We start from the raw sequence: 22,821 nt of genomic DNA on the forward strand, positions 1-22,821 counted from the left end.
AAATCGGCCCAGATCCGCGAAATTTTAATCAGCGAGTCAGCTTGGGAAGAAATGACCTGCTTATTCGCACCTTCCCTAGGTACCACAACCCTTTGTCATTAACCAGCCTGTATGCCTCAACAGCCCGAAACTCTTTATCTTTGTAATTAAAATTTACTTTCTTCTGTGACAGGATGGCATCGGATAATACATTCAGTATTGACATGAATGATCCGCAGTTTTCGTATGGGCGTTGTTTTATCAGAAACTGGTTGTTTTTCGTGTTACCCAATAAAATACCCAGTAGCCTGTCATCCCAGCGAGGGAACAGCCCTTCAATGCCCAGGATGCGCGTGAAATGACGTAAATCAGCATTGCTGCGTTGACCGAGAACACCGTTAGACAGGCGATAGCGACCATTTTGTCGAATCAGACTAAGATAGCACAGGCGCTGAGTAAGATCACGACGAATAGTTTTTTCGCAAACGTTAAATTCCTCAGATAGCTCCCGGACGGCTAGTGATTCACCATTGTTCAGGCGAGTTAAAATCAATCCGAGTCGATATCCAAGTTTATCGTGCTTACCCATTCGTTTAACCGGTTAACGCCAGCGAAAAGGATATTTTCAGCAAAGCAACGGACAAGATGAGTCCACTTTTACCGTGGTGGAGAAAAAAATTAAATCTTTAATTATCAATATACTAAAACATACGTAGACTGATCGAATAACATGTGGACTTATCCTGTTCATGTGTATTTTTACGTTCAGGGTGATGATTATTATCCTGACCTGTGCATGACCTGTTTTTGCTGCATATTTGGCCATGCACTTTTGCCATCAAGTCAGAGAGACAGGGGCACCGTAAGAGACGAAGGTTGCTGCCTGTGATGAGAGGTTATCAGCAATTACAATGGTCACTAATATTTACATAATGTCGGAGAACATCATTTTAGTTGAAATAACATAAAGGCGGTTCTATGTATTTACATATCAGAAAGTATCAACTCGTAAATGCGAGATGGCGTGATATCATTGATTTGACGGATTATGAAGAAACAATCAAGCAGGTTGTGAGTACATTATTTGGAAATGATTTTATTGAGGTCAGAGTTGAAACGCGTTGTTTTATTCTGACGGTAAACAGCACAAGCAGTAAAATACCAAATGGTATACTGGTGAATATGGGGAAAAGGCTGGCGGCTAATCTCGAGAGTATCACCTGTCATGCCATGAGGATCTATCATGTAAATGGTCATCCTGATGCACGGCAGTTATTTCACTGTTTTGATGCCGATTGTCTGTGATTAAGCCCCCAACTTCTGTTAAAGGAGTTGGGGGCGATTTATCTTTTATCACACGGGAAGACCGAATGTCGGATATTTACGGGCGATGATATCCATCAGTCGCTTCATTCGCAGTGTTACAGAGCCAAATTTCATTTGGGGTATCTTTGCTCTTACCGCATTTTTTACATCAGTCACTGTTACTGAATAGCCTTCTGACGTCAGCCATTCAGCAACCTCTTTACAGGAATAACTTTTTTTATCTTTCGGCATCAGCCCCCATTGGCACTGAGTCAGCGCCCGGAGAAATAGTCTGACTAAAATATCATCACTACGTTTGCTTCCGACTTTTAGTTTCATATCAGAAAACACCGTCCGGCAATAGAGAAAATCACACCAGTCATCCCAGTCAGCCAGGGTCTTCAGTGTATGCGTTTGCCGCCAGTCGTCGAAAAGGGAGCGTTGCTGCAGAGCCTCTTCCATATTATCCCACGGGCGGGAAGACATCAGTAAATGCCCTTCATTCATGGCGGGCTGTACGGGCTGGCGTTTGAAATCGAATTCCAGATTAAGACGAATATCCTGTTCCCGGGATACCAGATCGCTTTCCGACAGCCACATCTCACGCGTTGATATCAACGTACTTCGGGATAACGTCTGACCGGGTAAACGATTAAGGTAAAGATCTACCATATAGTCGTTATAGTCACTGCGTGGAATATCGGCAGGAGGTTTAACGCCAGCCCTGGCATGAACAACAGGTTTTCCCTGAATAGCTTTATAGGTTAACTGCCCCCGGGTTTTCATGGCGATAAGTTGGCTAACCTCATGCTTGCATGTCAACATTGATGAGCCCGGATCAACAATATCGCACAGCGACTGGAATCGGGAAGACAGTGGACCGCTCATGTTTATCTTGTTAAGTGAACAATTTGTCAAAAAGCCATCGGTTGTGACGCTGACAACGGTTGAATCAGAAGGCAAAGCATTCATGAGTTCCCCGACAACGGCGCGGATAAATCCCGTCACATGCGCAGCAAAGAATGGCTGAGTAACCGATGATGGCGGGAGGGATCTGTTTACCCCACGGGCAGTATCAAAGGCGGTTTTGGCGCGAAGCCCCTGAGCAAGTTTGCCATAAAGCGAGTTGCCAATTTCTTTCCAGAATTTCTCCTCCAGAGAACCTTTAATATGGCGATTGCGGTTCTCCCGGACCTGTTGAACAAAGGGAAGAAACACCGATGTTGATTCGCTGTTATGTGGGGAGGTATCACAGCGCCAGGGGACGATGATCCCGTTATGGATCGTAATATCAGCCCCGAGTGCCAGAGCAAGTGCGATTTCAGGTGCCGTTGCCCATGATTCGCCACTTAATGGAAAGAATAACCCATATTGATCGGTCCGAACCGGCAGGCTGGGATAGGGAACTGATTCCGGGAACCGAAATGTGACAAGCGCAAATCCCATTACATGCCCACAGTAATCGTCCGGATTTTTACTGAGGCGGATGTTCCCGTAATCGGGTGTGAGGATATCTAATAGCCCGGTGGTATACGCTCCAGCCAGATCGTAGTCATACCAGTGATCAGACGGTGTAACCCCCATCATAAAACACTCATTGCGTCCGCCGTGGTAACAGTTGATCGGGAACGTTTCAAACAGCTCTCTTGAAGGAACACTGGCGGGGTTTTTAATCGTCCGGAATGCCTGTTTCTCCGTGAGCCAGAGTTCACGGGTTTTAATGTGTGTCCCAAGGCAGACTTCAGGAGACATATTGTTTTCTTTCAGTGTTTTGGTGAACCGTGAAACTGCCATCGCCCCGATGGTGGCGGGGACACGATCAATCATCAGCTCCCGGGCGCAAAAATTGCGAACCTGTAAAGCATAACGAACCGCAATCTCGGCATCCCGCAGAGCATAGGCTTCAAACCCTGCTCTGTCGCCCAGAAGATATTCACGCATATTGGTTATGGAATAAGGTGCAGGAATGGTGAGTTTGGGAAGACCCAGTAATTCACCACATTCAGCCAGACCCATACCCCCGGGAGTGATAAGCAGTGTATCGATGAAAGCTACGTTACTGCAACGCGGAGGGGAAGTTCGTTTGTCAAACATTATCTGTTCAGTCTTTACGCGACGTTCCTGCTGTTCATCAAAATCGATACCGTAACGATTTTTGAAGCTGCTGACAGTACCGCGTATTCCTTTCAGAAGAATTTTGTAGTCTGACCAGAAATTGGCAAAGGAGGCGATATCCGCACGAATGAAATGCGCATATATATTAATAATACCGGGCCATTTTGTAATCACACCCGTTTCAAGAAGCGGTGTAATCGTTTGACAGAGAAAGTCCTTAAAAGACAGCCGGGATTTTTTCTGTGAGTCAGGTGGATAGATAATGTTCGATACACCAGTGTTATCGGGTAAGACGACATAACTCTGATATGACAGAATATCATTCTGTCGTGTTTCAGGGTTGAAAACATATTCGGTATCAAAACCGATATGGAGTGTCAGGTCACTTGAAATAACAGATACTTTTTTTGATGCAGGTGGTATCACAGGATAATCATCAAGCGTTTTAGGTCTTTTAAGATTGAGCGCTGGCTCTGAAGTCACGGACTGATACCCCGAGGCGGCAGCGAGGATGTCCTGCAAATTATGGCTCATAGTTAACTCCGAAAAAATGCCGGGAGTTTGTCCCCCCCGGCATAATGAATCAGGATTTAATGACGTCTACTACAGCTTTGAAAATATCATTTTTGCGAGATTCATTATCTGCATAGATAAAGGAAACGAGTTTCCTGCCTGCTTTAATCAGGATACCACGTTGCGTCTTTTCCACAGACGGGGTAACGTGTGCAGATAACAGACAATGTTCATGTAAATGAAGAAACTTTTTCGAGGCGTAGCCGCCATGTAATCGGGCTTGAATGTCAAGATACATATCATCAAGAGAACCGGGTTCTCCTGATTCACTCAATACCGGATAACCCTTCTTATCAAAAAGGTTAAGGATAGATTTACTATCATGTTCGAACAGGGTAACACCGTAAATGTATTTCATTCGAAAGGTGAGGTAATCGGTGGTGTAGACCTCCTCCTGACGATTGAAATTTTTGAGACGCCTGGCTAATTCATTAAAAACAGCACGAGCAGTAGCCGTGTCCTGCAGGGTGTAGGTATAAAGTACGAAGCCATCTGTGCCGATGAGCTTTACTAAGTTGTCCATAATCGTGATAGCGAGAACTAATGCAAAGGACAGATATTTTTCATCGTTGTCTACAGCTGTGTTTGCTGCTTCAGGAAGAATGTTCAGTGCATTATTAGCATTATTTGCTGTGTTCTTAGTAACCATTTATATCACCTTTAAGTTTGTTTTGACGATGTGCATTTTCCCACTCAACAATATCATCAAGAGAGAATCGTATAGCCCGCCCAATTCTGATGAAGGGCGGGAGTTTTCCTGGGTTGCGCGATATATCTGACGCAACCGTGGATGCGGAAAGATTAAATCTTTCTGCAAACTGCTTAATGGTTAAATACATAAACCTCCGGTTTTAGAGAAGAAGAAGCCACGCGGATTTAATATCAATCCACATTCTTTGATGGCTTAATGCAGGGCCCTGCAGAAGCATGCAATGACAATACCGTCCTTAAACGAGTGTTGCATCAATCACGAATCACAGATCATAGGTTCATTTTTGTGTCATAACTTTCTATGACCTGAGAAACCACTGCGTGCGATGTCGCTGCATTGTGAAAAGCGTAGCGACGGGTCGCCGTGAGTGAATGGTGATTTAGCAGATGGGAAGCGATTGCAATATCCCCGGTCGCCTGTAGTACCCGGGTGGCAAAGGTACGGCGCAGGTCATGCATCCGCAGGTTATCAATGTTGGCATCCCGACAAATACGGGCAAAGGTTGCACGCGGATATGCCAGAGGGCGGGCATTGTCGGTTAGTTGTGGAAAAATGTAAGTTTTGCTGAGCATCAGGTCTTGCTGGCACTGGACAACTGCAATGGCTGGAGGTGCAAGTGGGCAGGTGAAAGGGTGTCCGGACTTTGTATCAGGCAGTATGAGTTGATGCATATCCGGGTGCCAGTACTCCCATTTCAGGGTACATACCTCTCCAATACGCATCCCGGTATAAAGAGCAAGCAATATAGAATCAGCTGCCGGTGTTTGCAGCGCTGTTGCCGCGTCAATAAAGCGCGGGATTTCTGTCGGTGATAGTGTGCGATAGCGAATGTTATTTTCTTTCAGATAGCGGACATGTGACATCGGGGAATGTGTGATCCATCCAGCACGTACTGCCAGAGAGCATATTTTGGACAATATTGCGAGGATACGGTTTACTGTTGACGGACGTAATTTTTCCCGTAAGCCAGCAGCATATTGTTCTAGTTCTCCTGCCGTGATGTCGCGAAGTTGCCGCTTGCCCCAGAACGGGCGAACGTAGAGGTTGAGTTTTGACAACTCTGACTGAGGACTCTTTTTATACAACTGCAAATCCGGTAGCCACAGGTCATTGATGGCCTGTTCCACAGTGAATCGACGGGACTGAACAGCAAGGCGATTTTTATCGGCAAGCAGGTTCATCACATGCTGACGGGCATCCTCAATGCAGAGATGAGGGAATTCACCCAGTGTTTCATATATACGTTGATTTTTGATGGTGGCGCGAAAGGCCAGCGTGATCCGTTTTGGATATACCAGTGCACGCAGGTTTTGGCACTGAATATCACGGTATTCCTGACAACCCGTGAGGGGATGTGGAAGTTGGTGAATTGATTTGTTGCTGAAACGCAGATCCAGAATAGGCATCGTATTTCTCCTGTAAATGACACTGGAAAAATACGATGTGAGGTTATAGTCTGCCAGTTACAGCTTTCACAGTTCATCAGGTGAAAAATGCTGATTCGGATATAATGGCAACACAATTCCATGTCGCCATTATATTAAGAAACTACAGTTTCATGATCTTGTTCGCTATTTTTTCGAAGTAAACCTCATTCTTAAGAAGAGTGATATTGTTAGTTTGAACACCCAGACCACTGGAGGTTGACTGGAAGTTGAGTGAACCACTTATCACGGTGGACTTTCCTGATAAAAATGAAATCAACTCCTTGGAAGATGGTGCCCACTCAGGGTTTAAGAGTAATGCAATGTAGATATATGTCTTACGAAGCAATTGTTCGATATCTTTTTTATACCCCGTAGTGTTTTGCTTACCTTTAATGCAAATTGATTTGATTATGAACTCATCAGGGCTGGTTAAAGGCGTTTTAAACTTATTCAGTGATCCATCGTTATGAATGGCTTCATAAGGCAGCATAGATAAAATGATCAATGCAATCATTTTAGGATGATAAAGGTAGTTATCACGAATGATTTTTCCTGCCTTCATTGTATTGAGTGTTGTTTGAATAAATACAAAAAGATATTCAGAGCAAAAGTAACAAAACACAAGCCAGGATAGGTCAATGGCTGGAATGTTAATATCCTTAGGTAGTTTGTTTAGCCAGTATTCAGACTTCAAAAAGGTCCTGATTTCAACAGTATATTCATGCATTTTTGCGCTGAAATCAAGCATTGCTACTTGATCTGATTGTTCCGTAACTGTGTGGTCTATAAATGTTAGTGTATTGCACATTTTATCCAGCGTGTTTTGAAAACAAGAAAGGAGTTCGGCATTATTATTACCATTAACCGCAGATGAAAGTTCAGTTTCAATAAATGCATCCAGTAGCATACAGATTTCTTTTGGAATTACATTTTTACGGGATTGCTGTGAATAGAAATGTACTGCCAGTAAATTAAAGGCAGTGCACTCATTTTTTAACCATTGTTCGAGCACTGGGACGTGCTGAAAAAAATTGATATGCTTAGCAGTAGATGCTGATGGAGATAGTACATGAAGAATATCTACAGCAGGCTTCATTTGCAATATTTGATCGGATTCGGTAGTCGTCATTAGTTCCAGTAATTGCTGTTCAGAAAATAGTTTAGACAGGTGATCAATGTCTTTTTGGTATTGGTTAAGTTTTTTTAAATTCCCCGGTACACGGGGTACATTGTTTTTCATTTTCTCGAACATAATTTTATCCTCGTTTGAATTAATGCACTGATTTAAAAAGTAGCATGTCGTGTTAGCGAGGTAATCCTAAAACATGAATGGCAGCAGGGGCAAGCTTGAATCTGCGTAAGGATATGGCTTGAATTTAATGGTGTAATCAGTGAGTTAGAGGCTTATAGCTATTTAAATACAATAAGTTATGACGGTGTGTGGCGGGTGTAAATCGGTTAGTTTTTATGGTCAAAATATGAGCATTGTGAGGTTTGAGATATGATGGTTTTTAAATTACATACAAGTTACCCCTTATGATCAGTATTAATACCAGAATGATACATGCGAGCAGCACCCAATCCTGTACTATTGATGATGACTATACAAGGCTGAAACTTTGAGTCGTATGTTGCCAGGAGGATTAATGTCCACAAGGCCCAGATAGAATGATTTCTCAGATATTAAAGTTGAAACTTATTAACAATATGAGAGGTTGATATTTATTCAGTCTCTCATTTGTTTTTATCGTTTTGAAGTTAAAAGGAAATAAATAATGCCTTCCGCCGCTGAATCAATGTGCTGATTTCCCTTAAATCAGCCTCAATACTACCAACATCACCAAAGACTTCACCTCTAATCTCACTTCGATTTTTCATGAAATTGGTGCTTAATAAGCTTTCTTTTTTTAATGCCATTAATTTTGGTTTTATATCGTTATAGAAGTGCTTATGGCTTACCCTGATGTTATGAATCGAGTAGTAAACTGTTTTATACATCAAAAATATAAGTAACTGGCCGAGAAGGTATTCTTTTTCAATGTATTTATATTGAGAGGATTTTTCGCGTTTCGCCAGGTAGAAAACATGAGGTGCGATGATGGTGGGGATAAAATCCAGTGCTGGAGAGGTTTTGGTTTTTTCTGTTTCTCTTCCGGATTGAAGATGTTGAAGTACAGAGTATACAATGCTTAATATTATGGCATTTCTTATATTATTAATTTCAGTTGGGTAAATATGCAGGTTGCTTATCAATTCTGAAAGGCAAAGTAAAACACCAGTGATGTTAGGTTTTCTGCCAGATATTGTGGTGGTGTTGAAAATGTGGCGATTCTTACGACTTATATTGACAAATTTATGAGTGCAGAACTCTATATGTTCGACGATTTTATCTCGACTATTTTTAATGTATTTGGAAATGTTAGTGATTCGCCCATTCAACGTTAGTTCATCAAGCAATATATCATTTTTAATATTGCGAATTACATCGCAATGTTTAGATTCAAAAACTATCTCATGTAATACATAACTCGACGTATTGCGGGGTGACGTTGATATGTAATCTAAAATAGAAGGCTCGATTTTGATTTTTTGTTTGTATTTTTTAATGCACTGTTTGATTGTTTTTTGTAGAGTATTTGAGATGTGTTTTTTATATTCTTTTAGAAAATCTTGCTCTAAAAAGAGTGAGGAGAAGATCAACTGCTGGCGAGATAATTTAATCTCAGGCTTGATCAATTTAATCCGAAAAACTCTTCCCTCCAACTCATAGCTGAACATGGAAGATAAGTCATAGTGGGGTGATAAATGTTCGAGTAACGACATTCGTGTATTCATTAGCCGCTTGAATTTATGGTCAGCATACATAAGTGTTTTTTTTATTTGCTCATCATAAAGTGGGCCGATAGCGCAGTTGGCAATACTCATTCTATCCGGAGACCTCCAGTCAGCAGGGGAATCACATTGACGGTCATCATTACTATCAAAGGGCATCAACGTTGCCGATTATGGATGATGTCAGCTTCACACACCAGAATGGGTGATATATGGATCATCATTACCCCAACGGCAGTTTTACACCATGGCTAATATGGATGCTATCTTACTAAGATAATTGGTTTTTAGCGAGTGACGAGCCCGGTTGTGTCAGTCTGTCTCATGTCGATATTACGGGGATGATGCAAACCTGAATGCTGCGATATTGGCGTGTCAGGGGAGGCATCTTACGGTATCATTTACCGCAATTTTTAAGATGCAAAGCCCTGCATCGCTAGCTTTTTCTTCAGACCAGGATGATTCATGAACGACAAAATCAGTCAGGACACGATCAACAAAGCCCTGTGGGCCGCGTGTGATACGTTCCGTGGCACCATCAGTGCTGATACCTATAAAGACTTTATCCTTACCATGCTATTCCTTAAGTACATTTCGGATGTCTGGCAGGATCACTACGACGAATATAAAGTGCAATATGGTGATGAGCCGGAACTGATTGAAGCGATGATGGCGAACGAGCGCTTCGTGTTGCCGAAAAGCGCCAGTTTCTATGCGTTGTACGAGCGACGTCATGAGCCGGGCAACGGTGAGCGTATCGATCAGGCGCTGCATGCGATTGAAGAAGCCAACGGCACCAAACTGAAAGATGCCGGGAAAAGTGTCTTCCAGGATATTTCGTTTAACACTGACCGTCTGGGCGAAGAAAAACAGAAGAACACCATCCTGCGTCAGTTGCTGGAAGACTTTGCCGGTGAAGATCTTAACCTGAAGCCAAGCCGTGTCGGTACGCTGGACGTTATCGGTAATGCTTACGAATATCTGATCAAAAACTTTGCTGCCAGCGGTGGGCAGAAAGCCGGGGAATTCTATACCCCACCGGAAGTTTCGGATCTCATCGCTGAACTGCTTGATCCTCAACCCGGTGATACAATCTGCGACCCGGCCTGTGGTTCCGGTTCGTTGCTAATGAAGTGCGGGCGTAAAATTGTCTCAGGACATGATAGCCGCAACTATGCGTTGTTCGGTCAGGAAGCGATTGGCTCCACGTGGTCGCTGGCGAAAATGAACATGTTCCTGCACGGCGAAGATAACCACAAAATCGAGTGGGGCGATACCATTCGTAACCCGAAGTTGTTGGATAAAAACGGCGACCTGATGCTGTTTGATATCGTGACCGCAAACCCACCGTTCAGCCTGGATAAGTGGGGCCATGACGAGGCCGAGAATGATAAGTTTGGGCGTTTCCGTCGCGGTGTACCGCCGAAGACTAAAGGGGATTACGCCTTTATCTCGCATATGATCGAAACCCTGAAACCGGGAACGGGTCGTATGGGCGTAGTGGTGCCGCACGGTGTGCTGTTCCGTGGCTCCAGCGAAGGCAAAATTCGTCAGAAGCTGATTGATGAAAACCTACTCGATGCGGTGATTGGCCTGCCTGAAAAACTGTTCTACGGTACGGGTATTCCTGCTGCAATTCTGATTTTTAAAAAGCAGAAAGTGGATGACAAGGTGCTGTTTATCGACGCCAGCCGTGAATTTAAGGCAGGTAAAAACCAGAACCAGCTCAGCGCAGAAAACATCGAGAAAATCGTCAAGACCTACCGTGATGGCGATAGCGTCGAGAAATATGCCTACCTTGCCAGCCTGAAGGAGATTCAGGACAACGATTACAACCTCAATATTCCGCGCTATGTCGATACCTTTGAAGAAGAAGAAGATATCGATTTACTTGCCGTTCGTGCTGAGCGGGAGGAATTGAAAGCGGAACTGGCGAAATTGGAAACGCAGATGGCGGGTTATCTGGAGGAGCTGGGTTATGGTGCCTAAGGGGTGGAAACGAGTACCGATTAAGGATGTGTGCGAGTCTATAATCGATTGCGTAAATAAAACAGCTCCAGTTGTTGATTATGAAACTCCCTTTAAGATGATTCGTACCACGAATGTACGTAATGGAAGGGTTAATACTGAAGACGTCAGATATGTGACTGAAGACACTTACCTGCAATGGGTTCGACGCGGAAAACCGCAAGTAGGTGATATCATCTTTACACGTGAAGCACCTGTAGGAGAAGCTGGTGTCCTGCAAGATGCTGAAGGTATTTTCCTCGGGCAAAGAACGATGATGTATCGAGCTGATACCTGCCTTTCAGATAACTATTTCTTGTTCTACTCGTTATCAAGTCCCTTCTGCCAGAAACAAATTGAAGATTTTAGCAATGGCGGTACTGTAGCTCATATGAGAGTTCCAGATTGCGGTGAGATATTGATCAATCTACCGCCTTTCCTCGAACAAAAGAAAATCGCCCAAATCCTGTCTACCTGGGATAAAGCTATTTCGGTGACGGAAAAGCTTCTCACCAACAGCCAGCAGCAGAAAAAAGCCCTGATGCAGCAATTGCTTACTGGGAAGAAACGCTTGCTGGATGAAAGTGGGGTGAGGTTTAATGGTAAATGGGAGAAAAAACTTCTTTCAGATGTAGCTGATGTTTATCAACCAAAAACAATATCCCAGTCTATGATGTCTGATTCGGGGTATCCAGTTTATGGCGCAAATGGAGTTATTGGATTTTATCAAGAGTTTAACCACGAAACTGAACAAATAGCCGTAACTTGCCGGGGTAGCACATGCGGCATAGTCAATTGGACTCAAGCAAAATCGTGGATTACCGGAAATGCAATGGTTATCAATACGGATAACTATTCCTACGTGAGTAAAAAATTTCTATTCTATACTCTGAATGGCAGTGATCTGAAGTATTTAATATCCGGTTCCGGTCAACCACAAATAACCGGAAACATTAAAACGCATATCATTAATTTGCCCTGTATCGAAGAGCAACAAAAGATCGCCACCGTGCTGTCCGCAGCCGACGCCGAAATCTACACACTTGAGAAAAAACTCGCCTGCCTGAGAGATGAGAAAAAAGCCCTGATGCAACAGCTACTGACTGGCAAACGTCGTGTTAAGGTCGATGAGGCGGTTGCCGAATGAAACTGACGAAAAGCGGGCCGCTGATTGACCGGGAAATCGACTGGCTGGAAGAGGTGTTGATGAAATACGGCAATGATGACTCTGTGCTCTGTTTCTCTGAGCTGGATGGCTTTCTGACGGCGATTGTCTCTGGCCCGAATACGATTTCCCCTAATACCTGGCTCAGTGCTATCTGGGGGCGAGGTGATTACCACCCTCGCTGGACCACTGAAAAAGAGATGACGCGTTTTGTGGGGCTGTGTTTTCAGCATATGAACGATATCGCTGGCTGCCTGTATGAGGCCCCTGAACAGTTTGAACCGATTTTCAATGGACGTGAGGTGAAGGGGAAGACATATACCATCGTCGAAGAGTGGTGTTTCGGGTATATGAAAGGCCGGTCTCTGGATGACTGGTCAGCCTTGCCAGAGGCCTTACGTCCCTCGCTGGAGGCGATAGCCCTTCATGGTATTGAAAAGAACTTCCCAGTGGTTGAGAAAATGTCACCTGTTCAATTTGAACAGAGTATTACTCTCATTCAGCCTGCGGCACTGGCGCTTTATCAGCACTGGTTGTCGGTGAGAATGTCAGAGGCATCATCTCAGACTGTACCCGTGAAGGGGGCAGAAAAACTGCCCGGTCGTAATGACCCGTGTCAGTGTGGCAGCGGTAAAAAATTTAAAAAGTGCTGCCTGCACTGACAAAGCGGAAGGGGGCTTGTTCATGGCAGTGAACAATCTGGATCGTTCCCGGTGGTACATGGGAAATGTTCTCTGGTTCGGAGGCTATAATAGTAAAACGGATCGGGAGAATAACTTTGGCTTTCTCTTATCAGAGAATGGTAATGAGCTGTTTTTTCATAAGAATGAGATAAGCCGGAACTATACACCTGCTGACAATACACCGGTGCTGTTCAGGGAAGGTATAGGTAAAAATGGTAAGTCTACGGCTTTTAACGTTCACATTCTTGATAAAACAGATGAGGAGACGGCTGAGCTCCTTATTGAATATCTCCGCGCTATTATTGAGGAGGGCGTTGATTTCGCTCGTTGGCGTTATCGTGACTGCGTTATTAATTTCCTCACTCAGTCCTTTGGCGAAAGGGCTATAATTCGGTTAGTTACCAGTGATATAGCTGCTACAAAAGTCTTGCCGCTATTTTTAAAATCACGTAACTACGATAACCAGTTTGCACTTTTCGCCTCTGATAAGAATTTTGATGATTTGACCGCACAACAAATATCTCCTGTGGTCATGCCTTCGTCATTTATCGATAATAACATTGATCAGTTCGCTGTTTGGGTGAAAAGGTGTTCTGCAGCTACGGATTGCCAGGGGGCTTCAACATCGGACATCATCAATGAATTACTCAGCCATATATCTATAAGTGCTATTCTCTACCTGGCTTTTTACGATTGTATAAGTAGCGAGCGGATTCTTGAGCATCGGCATGATGATATAGAGAATTTTGTTCGACGTAGTTTCACGAAAAATAAAATGGATATAAAACCGTTTGTCCGTGATGCCTATCAGCAGAAATTCTCATCGAGAGAGCAATTTTACAAGCATTCCGTGATTAGCCCTTTTACCAGTGCGTATTTGATTAAACAGAAGATGTTCAGAAAAGATTTCAGTTTTGTTAATGATGTTGAATCAAATGCTGAATTTTCTTCTGACCCTGAATACTTTATTCTGAGTAAATTGTTACCGCTGATTGGGCGTAACGATGAACAGTCCGTTCTGAGTATTATTCTGCATGAGATATGGCAGGGAGTGTTGTCGGGTAAAATCCCGGTAAGCCATCCTTCTGTTTTCAAATTGTTCCCACAGTGTAGCTCATTGAAAATTCGTTCCCGGAATTTAAAATTATCCTGTGAAGCATTTCACTGGAATGCAAAACAGTCTGATGGAACGATAGAGAAAAAATACCTTTGTCGTTCGAAAGTCTGCCATGATCCGCAGGTACTACCCGAGCTCAGTCGGGATTACATCGACTTTACTATTTATGACTGGCTTGCGCACTATGGCATGACCTATATGGTTGCAGGAGAACCATCTAAGCGGGATTTCCCAATTAAACTGGCTGGGTATTTCAACCGTATCAGAGAATTACATTCCCGCTTGCATTGCCGAAGTTGTGGGGTGCTGATGGTTCCAGATATGAAATATGCTCGTGTCGAAGTCAGCGTCTGGGATACAAAGTCGAAAGGATTTGTGAAACAACCTTTCCAGGCCGCGTATCGCCTGACCGTCTTTAAATGTGCCAGTCATTCCTGCGAACAGTTTGGTATCGGGTATTACATTAATCACTGTATTGGTTACAAATGCAGCGAAATAATTGACGCCAGAGATTTGCATGAAAAATGTTCAGAAGGACGATTTATTTGTGCATCCTGTGGTTCCTGCTGTACGACGCATCAGGAGAAATTTGGTAATGTAAACAAGGGTGAAACAGAACAGGCCAAGTATGATCGCCTTTACCGGGACTCGCCGTTCTTTTCATCATAAGTCTTCGCTCATTTTTGAGTATGTCCGTACAGACATACAGTTTCACCTCTTAGCCAAGAAGGATTACCGGGTGGATAAGCACTACCAACCTAAATTCCAGGAAGAATACAGCGCCAAAATCCCGGCACTGACGTTACTGACCAGCCTCGGCTGGACGTTTTTACCCCCGAAACAGATTATGGGTTATCGGGGCTATAAACAGGATGAGGTGGTGCTGCGTCCGGTTCTGCGTGAGGCGTTGTCGAAGCGTTCCTTTATGGCGGGCGGTAAAACTTGCCAGTTATCGGAAAAGGCACTGGATAACCTGATATCGCAGGTTTGTTCTCCGGCGCTGAATGAAGGGCTGCTGAAAGCCAATGAGCGGATGTATAACCATCTGCTCTACGGTATCGCCGTCACGGAGTTTGTCGATGGCAAGAAGGTGAACCCCACCATTGCGCTGATCGACTGGGAACATCCGGAAAATAACCAGTTCCATTTTACCGAAGAATTTACGGTATTGCGGTCAGGCGGTGTCGAAACCCGCAGACCGGATATTGTGTGTTTTGTGAATGGTATCCCGCTGGCCGTCATTGAAGCGAAAAGCCCGGCGGGTCACGGCAAGAAAGGGCCAACCATTGACGAAGGGATATCCCAGAGTATCCGAAATCAGCTCAATGATGAAATCCCGCAGCTGTTTGCTTACAGCCAGATATTACTGTCGATTAACGGGCATGACGGGCGCTACGGTACCTGTCATACACCAATGAAATTCTGGGCGGCATGGCGCGAAGAAGATATTACTGATGCGCAGATGTATGCGCTGCGCAACCATAAGTTATCGACTGAACAAATTCATGCGTTGTTTGATCATCGTCCTTCAGCCGATCTCGACTGGTACCAACAGTTAGTAGCCGCTGGTGAACTGGCCGTCAGTGGACAGGATAAGCTGCTTATCAGCCTGCTTTCGCCGGAACGTCTGCTGGAGATGACCCGCTTCTTCACCCTGTTTGATAAAAAGACCGGAAAGATTGTCGCCCGCTATCAGCAGGTGTTCGGGATTAAAAGACTGCTGGAACGCATAAGCACCCGCAGACCGGATGGGGGCAGGGAAGGTGGGGTGATCTGGCATACCACGGGGTCAGGTAAATCGTACACCATGGTTTTCCTCAGCAAGGCGCTGATCCTTCATGACAGCCTGAAGCAGTGTCGCATTGTGGTGGTGACGGACCGTGTCGATCTTGAAGGGCAGCTCAGCGGTACTTTCGCTTCTGGTGGAGAACTGGCCGGGAAGGATGATAAGGCCAAAGCGATGGCGACCTCAGGTCAGAAGCTGGCACAGCAGATTGGCTCTGGTAAAGAACGTATAATCTTTACCCTTATCCAGAAATTTAACTCAGCGACAAAATTGCCTGAATGCGTCAATACCAGCCCCGACATCATCGTTCTGATTGATGAAGGACACCGCAGCCAGGGTGGCGAGAACCATGTGCGAATGAAACTGGCCCTGCCGAACGCCGCCTTTGTGGCATTTACCGGTACGCCATTGCTGAAAGAAGATAAGACCACCAATAAATTCGGGCCGATTGTCCACGCTTATACCATGCAGCGGGCGGTAGAAGATCAGGCGGTGACGCCTCTGCTCTACGAGGAGCGTATTCCTGATCTTGAGGTAAACGACCGGGCAATAGATGCCTGGTTTGATCGTATTACCGATGGGTTAAGCGAAGCGCAAAAAGCCGACCTTAAGCGTAAATATGCCCGTAAAGGTGAGGTTTATAGTGCAGATGACCGCATCCGGCTGATCGCACTCGATATCGCCACACACTTCTCGAAGAATATTGATGAGGGGCTGAAAGGGCAACTTGCCTGTGACAGCAAGATTTCCGCCATCAAATATAAAAAGTATCTTGATGAAGCCGGGTTGTTTGAGTCGGCTGTAGTTATCAGCCCGCCTGATACCCGGGAAGGGAATACCGAGGTGGATGAAAGCAAACTGCCGGAAGTGACGACATGGTGGAAGGACAATGTCGGCACTCAGGATGAGTCCGCGTATACCCGCAACATCATCAGTCGTTTCGATACTGATGATAAGCTCAAATTACTGATCGTCGTTGATAAACTGCTCACCGGGTTTGATGAACCGAAAAATACCGTGCTGTATATCGACAAGCCGCTTAAGTCCCACAACCTTATCCAGGCGATTGCCAGGGTGAATCGACTGCATCCACTGAAAAAGTTTGGCCTGCTGATTGATTATCGCGGCATTCTGGCTGAGCTGGACACGACTATCGGTAAATATCAGGATCTCGCTTCCCGAACTCAGGGCGGATACGACATCAAGGATATTGACGGGCTGTACAGCGCCATGAGCTCTGAATACAAGCGTCTGCCGCATCTGTATAACCAGTTGTGGGCCATATTTTCCGGTGTTAAAAACAAAAATGATACTGAGCAGTTGCGTGCAGTACTGGTGCCTAAAATGGAAGAGCGTGATGGAGAGATGGTCGATATCCATCAGAAAACCCGTGATGATTTCTTCGAGGCGTTAACGGCCATTGCCGGATGCCTGAAAGTGGCACTGCAGTCCGCTACCTTCTTCACCGACAAGAGCTTTACGGAACAAGACCGAAATCTCTATAAAGAAACCGTAAAACAGATGTCCAGCCTGCGCCAGTGGGCGATGCAGGTAAGTGGAGAGCAGGTCAATTATGACGACTACGCTGAGCAGGTGAAAAAACTGCTGGATAAGCATGTCACCGGCGTTGAAGTTCGTGAACCGGATGGCGTGTATGAAGTCGGTAAAATGGGCAAGAGCGAAAAGCCCGAAGAGTGGGACAACAATAAAACCCGCAATGAAACCGACATCATTAAAACCCGTGTGACAAAGATGATTGAGCAGGAATTGCGTGATGACCCGTATGCTCAGGAGGCATTTTCAAAACTCCTGCGTATGGCTATCGAAGAGGCTGAAAAACTGTTTGACCATCCGCTGAAACAGTACCTTTTGTTCCGTGAATTTGAAGAACAGGTTGAAGCCCGTAAGCTCAGCGATATCCCGGATGCACTGGCGGTAAACAAGCATGCTCAGGCGTATTACGGTGTATTTAAAAAAGAGCTACCTGAGGTTTTTGCGGTAAACGACGTTCAGGTGCAGGATAAGTGGACGAAGCTGGCTTTTGAAGTGGACAACATTATCGTCAAAGCGGTGGCAGAAAACTCCCTGAACCCCCAGGACATTGAGAAAGTCGTTAAGACAAGTCTGCTACCACTGCTGTTTACGGCCTGCCGGGAAATTGGTGCCGGAATGAATCAGGTTAACCGTATTGTTGAAACCATCATCCAGATACTGCGCGTTGGTTTGATGAAATCATGAGTGAAAAAGAATCGCCATCAATGAAAGCGTTACGCATTGTCTATGGTGATGAGGTCATCGTCGTACAGTGTGTTCCGCGTCAGGTCGTAAAGGGCAGGGTGCTCATTAAGGTTTATCCGGACTGCCGGGTTGTGGCCTCTGTACCGCCTGAAACACCGGAGCACGAGGTATTGTCTGCGCTGAAAAAACGTGGGCGCTGGATATACCAGCAACTGCGTGATTTCAGGGAGCAACAGATACACATTGTTCCGCGTCAGTATGTCAGCGGAGAAAGCCATTATTATCTCGGTAAGCAATATCAGTTGAAAGTGACAGAAGACGCTACTGTGCCGCAACGAGTGAAAATGTTGCGTGGGCGTCTGGAAGTGACTGTCAGACACAAATCGGCAGAAAAGATTAAAGCCTTGCTGGCTGAATGGTATCGGGAACGTGCCAGAGATGTTTTTCAGCGCAGGCTTGATTTACTGATTCCGCAGACCCTTTGGGTCAGTGAGCGTCCTCCGATACGTCTGCGGGCGATGCAAACGCAATGGGGCAACTGTTCAGCAAAAGGCTGTCTGACCCTGAATCCATGGCTGGTTAAGGCATCCTCAGAATGTATCGATTATGTTTTGCTACATGAGTTATGCCATGTGGCTGAGCACAACCACAGCGAGGAGTTTTACCGTCTGATGGGGCAGGTTATGCCGGGCTGGGAAAAGGTTAAGAAGCGACTGGATGGTATGGCTGGGATGTTGTTGGCAGATATGTAGTTTCTAACTTATTCCAATGGGCTCATTTGTCGGTGATGCTGCCAACTTACTGATTTAGTGTATGATGGTGTTTTTGAGGTGCTCCAGTGGCTTCTGTTTCTATCAGCTGTCCCTCCYGTTCAGCTACTGACGGGGTGGTGCGTAACGGCAAAAGCACTGCCGGACATCAGCGCTATCTCTGCTCTCACTGCCGTAAAACATGGCAACTGCAGTTCACTTACACCGCTTCTCAACCCGGTACGCACCAGAAAATCATTGATATGGCCATGAATGGCGTTGGCCTCAACACGATTTTACGTCACTTAAAAAACTCAGGCCGCAGTCGGTAACCTCGCGCATACAGCCGGGCAGTGACGTCATCGTCTGCGCGGAAACTGCTGGGATAACAGCCCAATGGAGCGCTTCTTCAGGAGTCTGAAGAACGAATGGGTGCCGGCGACGGGCTATGTAAGCTTCAGCGATGCAGCTCACGCAATAACGGACTATATCGTTGGATATTACAGCGCACTAAGACCGCACGAATATAATGGTGGGTTACCGCCAAACGAATCAGAAAACCGATACTGGAAAAACTCTAACGCGGTGGCCAGTTTTTGTTGACCACTTCATACCGCAGGAGGCATGATGGAGAGCATTAATAATCAAGTGCAGTCGGTACGCCAGTTGCTGGCCATTCCCCAACTGGCCATCCCAAGCTATCAGCGACCTTACCGCTGGGGCTCCAAGAATATCTCGGATCTCTTTACCGATTTGGCAACCCATCAGGACAAGAGCGCCTACCGGCTGGGCTCGGTGGTGTTTCATCAGCACACCGATAGTGAGCAGGGCGAGATGCTTGATATCGTCGATGGTCAGCAACGCACCCTGACCCTGATGTTGACCGTCAAGGCGCTGATCGAGGTGCTGGATAACGAAAATCGCAGTGGCAAAGAGAAGAGTATCCGGTTTCAACGTCAGGATCTGCGTGAGCAATTGCAGGTCTTGCGTGGACCTATCGATGCGTTTATGCAGCGCCAGCGCTTCCCCAGCCGGGATTCGGAGTTCAACCTCAGACGCAACTATCTGGAGTTGCGTCGGCTGGTGGCCCGCCCTGAGTTTGACGAGCAGCAAATTGACTTTCTGCTCAACCGCTGTCAGGTGGTCTGCTTTGTACTGCAGGATATCTCGGAGGCGTTCCAGTTCTTCGATTCGCAAAATGCCCGGGGGCGCGATCTGGCTCCTCACGATCTGCTCAAGGCATTTCACCTGCGCGAGTTTGCCGGTCATGAGGCCAATCTCAAGGCCGAGGCGGTCGCCCATTGGGAGCGCCTGCCAAGCGACGAGCTGGCCAATCTGTTCGCCCTCTATCTCTATCGGGTACGCCAGTGGGCCGAGGGCAAGTCGGCCCGCTACTTTGGCAAGGGGGAGGTGGATCTCTTCAAGGGGGTCAACCTAGATCGGGTAGGGCATTATCCTTACGTGGAGTCGTTGCGCATCGCCCACCACTTTGTCGATGAGTACAACCGCCAGTACCAGCGCAAGATTGACGGCCAGTACATGACGTTTCCCTTTCATCTCGACCAGATGATCATCAATGGTCGGCGCTTTTTCGAGATGGCCGAGTACTACCAGACGCGGGTGGCCGCCATCGTGGCCGAGGAGTCTGATTCCGGCAAGGCGCAATCTGCCACCCTGCTCGGCGAAACGCTGACACCGATGGCCAGCAAGGTGCTATCGACCCTGGGCAGCTACGAGCGTCGCCACCGCACCGGGGATCGTTATGTGCGGGCCATGTTCGACTGCGCCCTGATCTTCTATATCGACAAGTTCGGCAGCCAAGGGCTGTCACTGGCCATCGAGAAGTGCTTTATCTGGGCCTATCGCTGCCGCATCCGCCAGCAGGTAGTGCAGTTGGCAACCATGGATAACTATGTGCTGGAGCACAATCTGATCCGTGCCATTCGTGATGCTCGTCTGCCGGGAGATCTGCACGGCTTCCCTTTGCCTAGCATGAGCAGTCGAGAGAACAAGAACAATCGCAATGGTGCCGAAGATGAGCTGGTCGGGCTGTTTCGGGAGATGAAATATTATGAATGATGCAGGCGTTCGCCCCTTTTCCATTCGTGCACTGCTTGAAGATCGCGCCCGCTATCTGGTGCCCATGTACCAGCGCAACTATGCCTGGGGTGAGGGAGAGATCACCCAGCTGCTGCAGGATGTGCTGGATTATCAGCAAAAATTGGTCAGTGGTAAGGGGCCGCAAACCTACTATATCGGCACCCTGGTGGTGTTTGCCCGGGACGATGGCAGTTTCGAGGTAATCGATGGCCAGCAGCGCTTTACTACCCTCTCTCTGCTGGCCAATTGGCTCAAACATCACGCGATAGATTCGGTGGATATGAGCTGGTATCAGACCATCAACCTCGCTTTTGAGAGTCGCCCGATATCGAGCCATACCTTCGAGCGCTTATGGCAGGGTGTTGCCCCCTACGATTTGCGGGGGAGTACCTTCAATGAAGGTTTGGTGAACGGTTTTGAGCTGATTGGCAAGGCAATGGCGGATCTTGGTTTGGTAGGGGCTAAACTGACGACCTTTTGCGACTACCTCTTCAAGCATGTGCAGATCTCTCGTATCGAAGTACCCAAGGATACCGATCTCAATCACTTCTTCGAGGCGATGAACAATCGCGGCGAGCAGTTGGAAAAGCATGAAGTGATCAAGGCGCGGCTGATGGAGACGCTGAACCAGATACCCGAGGAAGAGCATCGTCGCCAAAGTATTCATATCCTGACCCGGGTATGGGATGCCTGCGCCAATATGGAGCGCTATATCCAGTACGGCTTTACCCCGCAAGAGCGCCACCGTCTGTTTGGTGAGAGCGACTGGGGTCAGTTTGTGCCCCGTGACTTTGCCCATCTGCTTGATCTGCTAGGATCCCCAAACACGGCCGACGCTGCCGATAAAAGCCGTGCAGCTGCCGGTAGCCAAGGGCGCACCTTGTTGGCCATTTTGCAGGATGACAAGCTTGATGGTGAGCAGACGGTGGAGGAGGAGAGCGCAGGCTCCGAGCGCTTTAACAGCGTCATCAACTTCTCCAACTTCTTGCTCCATGTGCTGCGACTCGTGAGCCGCGACCCGGGTGATACGGAGGGGGTGCCGCTTGATGATAAACAACTGGTCGATCAGTTTGAGCTGCGAGTGATAAGGCAACCGGATCCAGTAGCGGCAGTTCAGCGTTTTATCTATGGCCTGTTAAAGAGCAAGTATCTGTTTGATCAGTTCATCATCAAGCGCGAGTTTGCCGATGGCAAGGATAGTTGGAGTCTGAAGCGGCTGCACTGGTATTCGGAAAAGAGCGTCAGTTACATCAATACCTTTGACAAGGATGAAAATGAGAATGGTTTCTCTGGTGTTAACCGGCGGGTCCTGATGTTGCTGTCGGCGTTTCATGTGTCGACCCCGACCCTGGTTTACAAACATTGGCTGAATGGTGCACTGAGATATCTGTTCGACAATTGTCACCCTGATCAACCGGTGGATGCCGGGGCTTATCTGTCCTATCTGGAGAGTCAGGCTCGCCGCTTTGTCTTCCAGCGCTTTTTGGCGCCTGGTGAAGGGGCTTCCTATTACCAGATGCTCTACCTTGATAACGCCCTGTTGCCCGCCATCAATGTGGATGAGAGTTGGCACAAGGTGATTACATCCAAACTTCGCTTCGGTCATATCGAGAACAACTTTGTCTTCAACTTCCTCGACTATCTGCTGTGGGTACGAGATCGGAATAGCGACAAAGTTGCTGGCTCCTTTGAGTTCACTTTCCGCAGCTCGGTGGAGCACTTCTCACCCCAGCATCCGATGGATGGCTATAAACCGGTTGAGCAGAGTGCACTCCATTCGTTTGGCAACCTTTGCCTTATCAGCCACAGCAAGAACTCGCGCTTGAGTAACTTCCAGCCGCAACAGAAGCAGGAGCACTTTGAAGCAAGCCTTGCCAATAACCAGACTGATAGTCTTAAATTGCTTGCTATGATTCGGCTGATGAAAGATAAAGGTCGTTGGCTGGAAGATGAGATAGCTGTGCATCAACAAGATATGTTGCAGGTCTTACTATCCAATCAAATTCAGCAATAACGGATTGAATCTGTTTATG

At 46.5% G+C, this 22,821-nt stretch carries 16 protein-coding genes and 2 pseudogenes; 11 read left to right on the plus strand and 7 right to left on the minus strand.

The genetic code is table 11. The annotated features are described in order from the left end of the window. Positions 1–28: 28 nt before the first annotated feature. Positions 29–568 carry a DeoR family transcriptional regulator gene (locus OGX94_RS20535; RefSeq protein WP_242637996.1) on the minus strand — a complete coding sequence of 180 codons (540 nt, stop codon included), beginning with the start codon at positions 566–568 and terminating at the stop codon, positions 29–31. Positions 569–957: 389 nt separating this feature from the next. On the opposite strand from OGX94_RS20535, the gene OGX94_RS20540 reads away from it, so the two are divergent. After that, entirely contained in the window at positions 958–1,284 is a 327-nt protein-coding gene (locus OGX94_RS20540) for a hypothetical protein (protein WP_000280681.1), read from the plus strand. Positions 1,285–1,332: 48 nt separating this feature from the next. Here the strand turns inward: OGX94_RS20540 and OGX94_RS20545 are convergent, their stop codons facing one another. The 6 genes from OGX94_RS20545 to OGX94_RS20570 all read right to left on the minus strand — a co-directional run bounded on the left by OGX94_RS20545 (position 1,333) and on the right by OGX94_RS20570 (position 9,102). Beyond that, positions 1,333–3,933 carry a DNA polymerase type-B family protein gene (locus OGX94_RS20545; protein WP_149462188.1) on the minus strand — a complete coding sequence of 867 codons (2,601 nt, stop codon included), beginning with the start codon at positions 3,931–3,933 and terminating at the stop codon, positions 1,333–1,335. A gap of 49 nt (positions 3,934–3,982) precedes the next feature. Further along, entirely contained in the window at positions 3,983–4,621 is a 639-nt protein-coding gene (locus OGX94_RS20550; RefSeq protein WP_001721479.1) for a hypothetical protein, read from the minus strand. Further along, the gene (locus OGX94_RS20555; protein ID WP_000281555.1) at positions 4,611–4,811 is read right to left on the minus strand and encodes a helix-turn-helix transcriptional regulator; all 201 of its coding nucleotides are present in this window, start codon (positions 4,809–4,811) and stop codon (positions 4,611–4,613) included. The genes OGX94_RS20550 and OGX94_RS20555 overlap by 11 nt, the downstream gene beginning before the upstream one ends. Positions 4,812–4,953: 142 nt before the next feature. Next, positions 4,954–6,090 (minus strand): tyrosine-type recombinase/integrase, encoded by a 1,137-nt coding sequence (locus OGX94_RS20560; RefSeq protein WP_001721477.1) that lies wholly within the window; start codon positions 6,088–6,090, stop codon positions 4,954–4,956. Positions 6,091–6,232: 142 nt separating this feature from the next. Further along, positions 6,233–7,363: a hypothetical protein gene (locus OGX94_RS20565; protein ID WP_172741529.1), complete on the minus strand. Its 1,131-nt coding sequence runs from the start codon at positions 7,361–7,363 to the stop codon at positions 6,233–6,235. Positions 7,364–7,869: 506 nt separating this feature from the next. Then, positions 7,870–9,102, minus strand: coding sequence for a hypothetical protein (locus OGX94_RS20570; protein WP_306490180.1), 1,233 nt, complete (start codon positions 9,100–9,102; stop codon positions 7,870–7,872). A 306-nt stretch (positions 9,103–9,408) separates the two neighbouring features. Between OGX94_RS20570 and OGX94_RS20575 the strand changes: the two genes are divergently transcribed. The 10 genes and pseudogenes from OGX94_RS20575 (at position 9,409) to OGX94_RS20620 (ending at position 22,802) form a co-directional block, all read left to right on the plus strand. Next, a complete protein-coding gene (locus tag OGX94_RS20575) occupies positions 9,409–10,932 on the plus strand; it encodes a type I restriction-modification system subunit M (protein WP_094888002.1) in 1,524 nt (507 codons plus the stop codon). Continuing rightward, positions 10,922–12,097 carry a restriction endonuclease subunit S gene (locus OGX94_RS20580; protein WP_149462185.1) on the plus strand — a complete coding sequence of 392 codons (1,176 nt, stop codon included), beginning with the start codon at positions 10,922–10,924 and terminating at the stop codon, positions 12,095–12,097. Before OGX94_RS20575 ends, OGX94_RS20580 begins: the two co-directional genes overlap by 11 nt. Continuing rightward, positions 12,094–12,777, plus strand: coding sequence for a YecA/YgfB family protein (locus OGX94_RS20585; protein ID WP_149462184.1), 684 nt, complete (start codon positions 12,094–12,096; stop codon positions 12,775–12,777). Before OGX94_RS20580 ends, OGX94_RS20585 begins: the two co-directional genes overlap by 4 nt. A 22-nt stretch (positions 12,778–12,799) precedes the next feature. Continuing rightward, complete coding sequence (locus OGX94_RS20590) at positions 12,800–14,584, plus strand: cold shock domain-containing protein (protein ID WP_149462183.1); 1,785 nt, start codon at positions 12,800–12,802, stop codon at positions 14,582–14,584. A gap of 70 nt (positions 14,585–14,654) precedes the next feature. After that, positions 14,655–17,939, plus strand: coding sequence for a type I restriction endonuclease subunit R (locus OGX94_RS20595; RefSeq protein ID WP_286569869.1), 3,285 nt, complete (start codon positions 14,655–14,657; stop codon positions 17,937–17,939). Continuing rightward, the gene (locus tag OGX94_RS20600) at positions 17,936–18,691 is read left to right on the plus strand and encodes a M48 family metallopeptidase (protein ID WP_001290573.1); all 756 of its coding nucleotides are present in this window, start codon (positions 17,936–17,938) and stop codon (positions 18,689–18,691) included. Before OGX94_RS20595 ends, OGX94_RS20600 begins: the two co-directional genes overlap by 4 nt. Positions 18,692–18,777: 86 nt before the next feature. After that, positions 18,778–19,088, plus strand: a pseudogene (locus OGX94_RS20605) (IS1 family transposase); the annotation flags it as partial. Further along, a pseudogene (locus OGX94_RS20610) lies at positions 19,058–19,291 on the plus strand (integrase core domain-containing protein); the annotation flags it as partial. The pseudogenes OGX94_RS20605 and OGX94_RS20610, both read left to right, overlap by 31 nt. 24 nt (positions 19,292–19,315) lie before the next feature. Beyond that, positions 19,316–20,767: a DUF262 domain-containing protein gene (locus OGX94_RS20615; RefSeq protein ID WP_000443937.1), complete on the plus strand. Its 1,452-nt coding sequence runs from the start codon at positions 19,316–19,318 to the stop codon at positions 20,765–20,767. After that, complete coding sequence (locus tag OGX94_RS20620) at positions 20,760–22,802, plus strand: DUF262 domain-containing protein (RefSeq protein WP_032636150.1); 2,043 nt, start codon at positions 20,760–20,762, stop codon at positions 22,800–22,802. Before OGX94_RS20615 ends, OGX94_RS20620 begins: the two co-directional genes overlap by 8 nt. Positions 22,803–22,821: the final 19 nt, after the last annotated feature.

The organism is Citrobacter sp. Cpo037 (genome assembly GCF_030332945.1).
GTDB classification, from domain to species: domain Bacteria; phylum Pseudomonadota; class Gammaproteobacteria; order Enterobacterales; family Enterobacteriaceae; genus Citrobacter; species Citrobacter portucalensis.

Excerpts from the sequence above, each read along its gene's own strand:
- OGX94_RS20535 (WP_242637996.1), bottom strand. The coding sequence starts at position 568 with ATGGGTAAGCACGATAAACTTGGATATCGACTCGGATTGATTTTAACT.
- OGX94_RS20540 (WP_000280681.1), top strand. The coding sequence starts at position 958 with ATGTATTTACATATCAGAAAGTATCAACTCGTAAATGCGAGATGGCGT.
- OGX94_RS20545 (WP_149462188.1), bottom strand. The coding sequence starts at position 3,933 with ATGAGCCATAATTTGCAGGACATCCTCGCTGCCGCCTCGGGGTATCAG.
- OGX94_RS20550 (WP_001721479.1), bottom strand. The coding sequence starts at position 4,621 with ATGGTTACTAAGAACACAGCAAATAATGCTAATAATGCACTGAACATT.
- OGX94_RS20555 (WP_000281555.1), bottom strand. The coding sequence starts at position 4,811 with ATGTATTTAACCATTAAGCAGTTTGCAGAAAGATTTAATCTTTCCGCA.
- OGX94_RS20560 (WP_001721477.1), bottom strand. The coding sequence starts at position 6,090 with ATGCCTATTCTGGATCTGCGTTTCAGCAACAAATCAATTCACCAACTT.
- OGX94_RS20565 (WP_172741529.1), bottom strand. The coding sequence starts at position 7,363 with ATGTTCGAGAAAATGAAAAACAATGTACCCCGTGTACCGGGGAATTTA.
- OGX94_RS20570 (WP_306490180.1), bottom strand. The coding sequence starts at position 9,102 with ATGCCCTTTGATAGTAATGATGACCGTCAATGTGATTCCCCTGCTGAC.
- OGX94_RS20575 (WP_094888002.1), top strand. The coding sequence starts at position 9,409 with ATGAACGACAAAATCAGTCAGGACACGATCAACAAAGCCCTGTGGGCC.
- OGX94_RS20580 (WP_149462185.1), top strand. The coding sequence starts at position 10,922 with ATGGTGCCTAAGGGGTGGAAACGAGTACCGATTAAGGATGTGTGCGAG.
- OGX94_RS20585 (WP_149462184.1), top strand. The coding sequence starts at position 12,094 with ATGAAACTGACGAAAAGCGGGCCGCTGATTGACCGGGAAATCGACTGG.
- OGX94_RS20590 (WP_149462183.1), top strand. The coding sequence starts at position 12,800 with ATGGCAGTGAACAATCTGGATCGTTCCCGGTGGTACATGGGAAATGTT.
- OGX94_RS20600 (WP_001290573.1), top strand. The coding sequence starts at position 17,936 with ATGAGTGAAAAAGAATCGCCATCAATGAAAGCGTTACGCATTGTCTAT.
- OGX94_RS20615 (WP_000443937.1), top strand. The coding sequence starts at position 19,316 with ATGGAGAGCATTAATAATCAAGTGCAGTCGGTACGCCAGTTGCTGGCC.
- OGX94_RS20620 (WP_032636150.1), top strand. The coding sequence starts at position 20,760 with ATGAATGATGCAGGCGTTCGCCCCTTTTCCATTCGTGCACTGCTTGAA.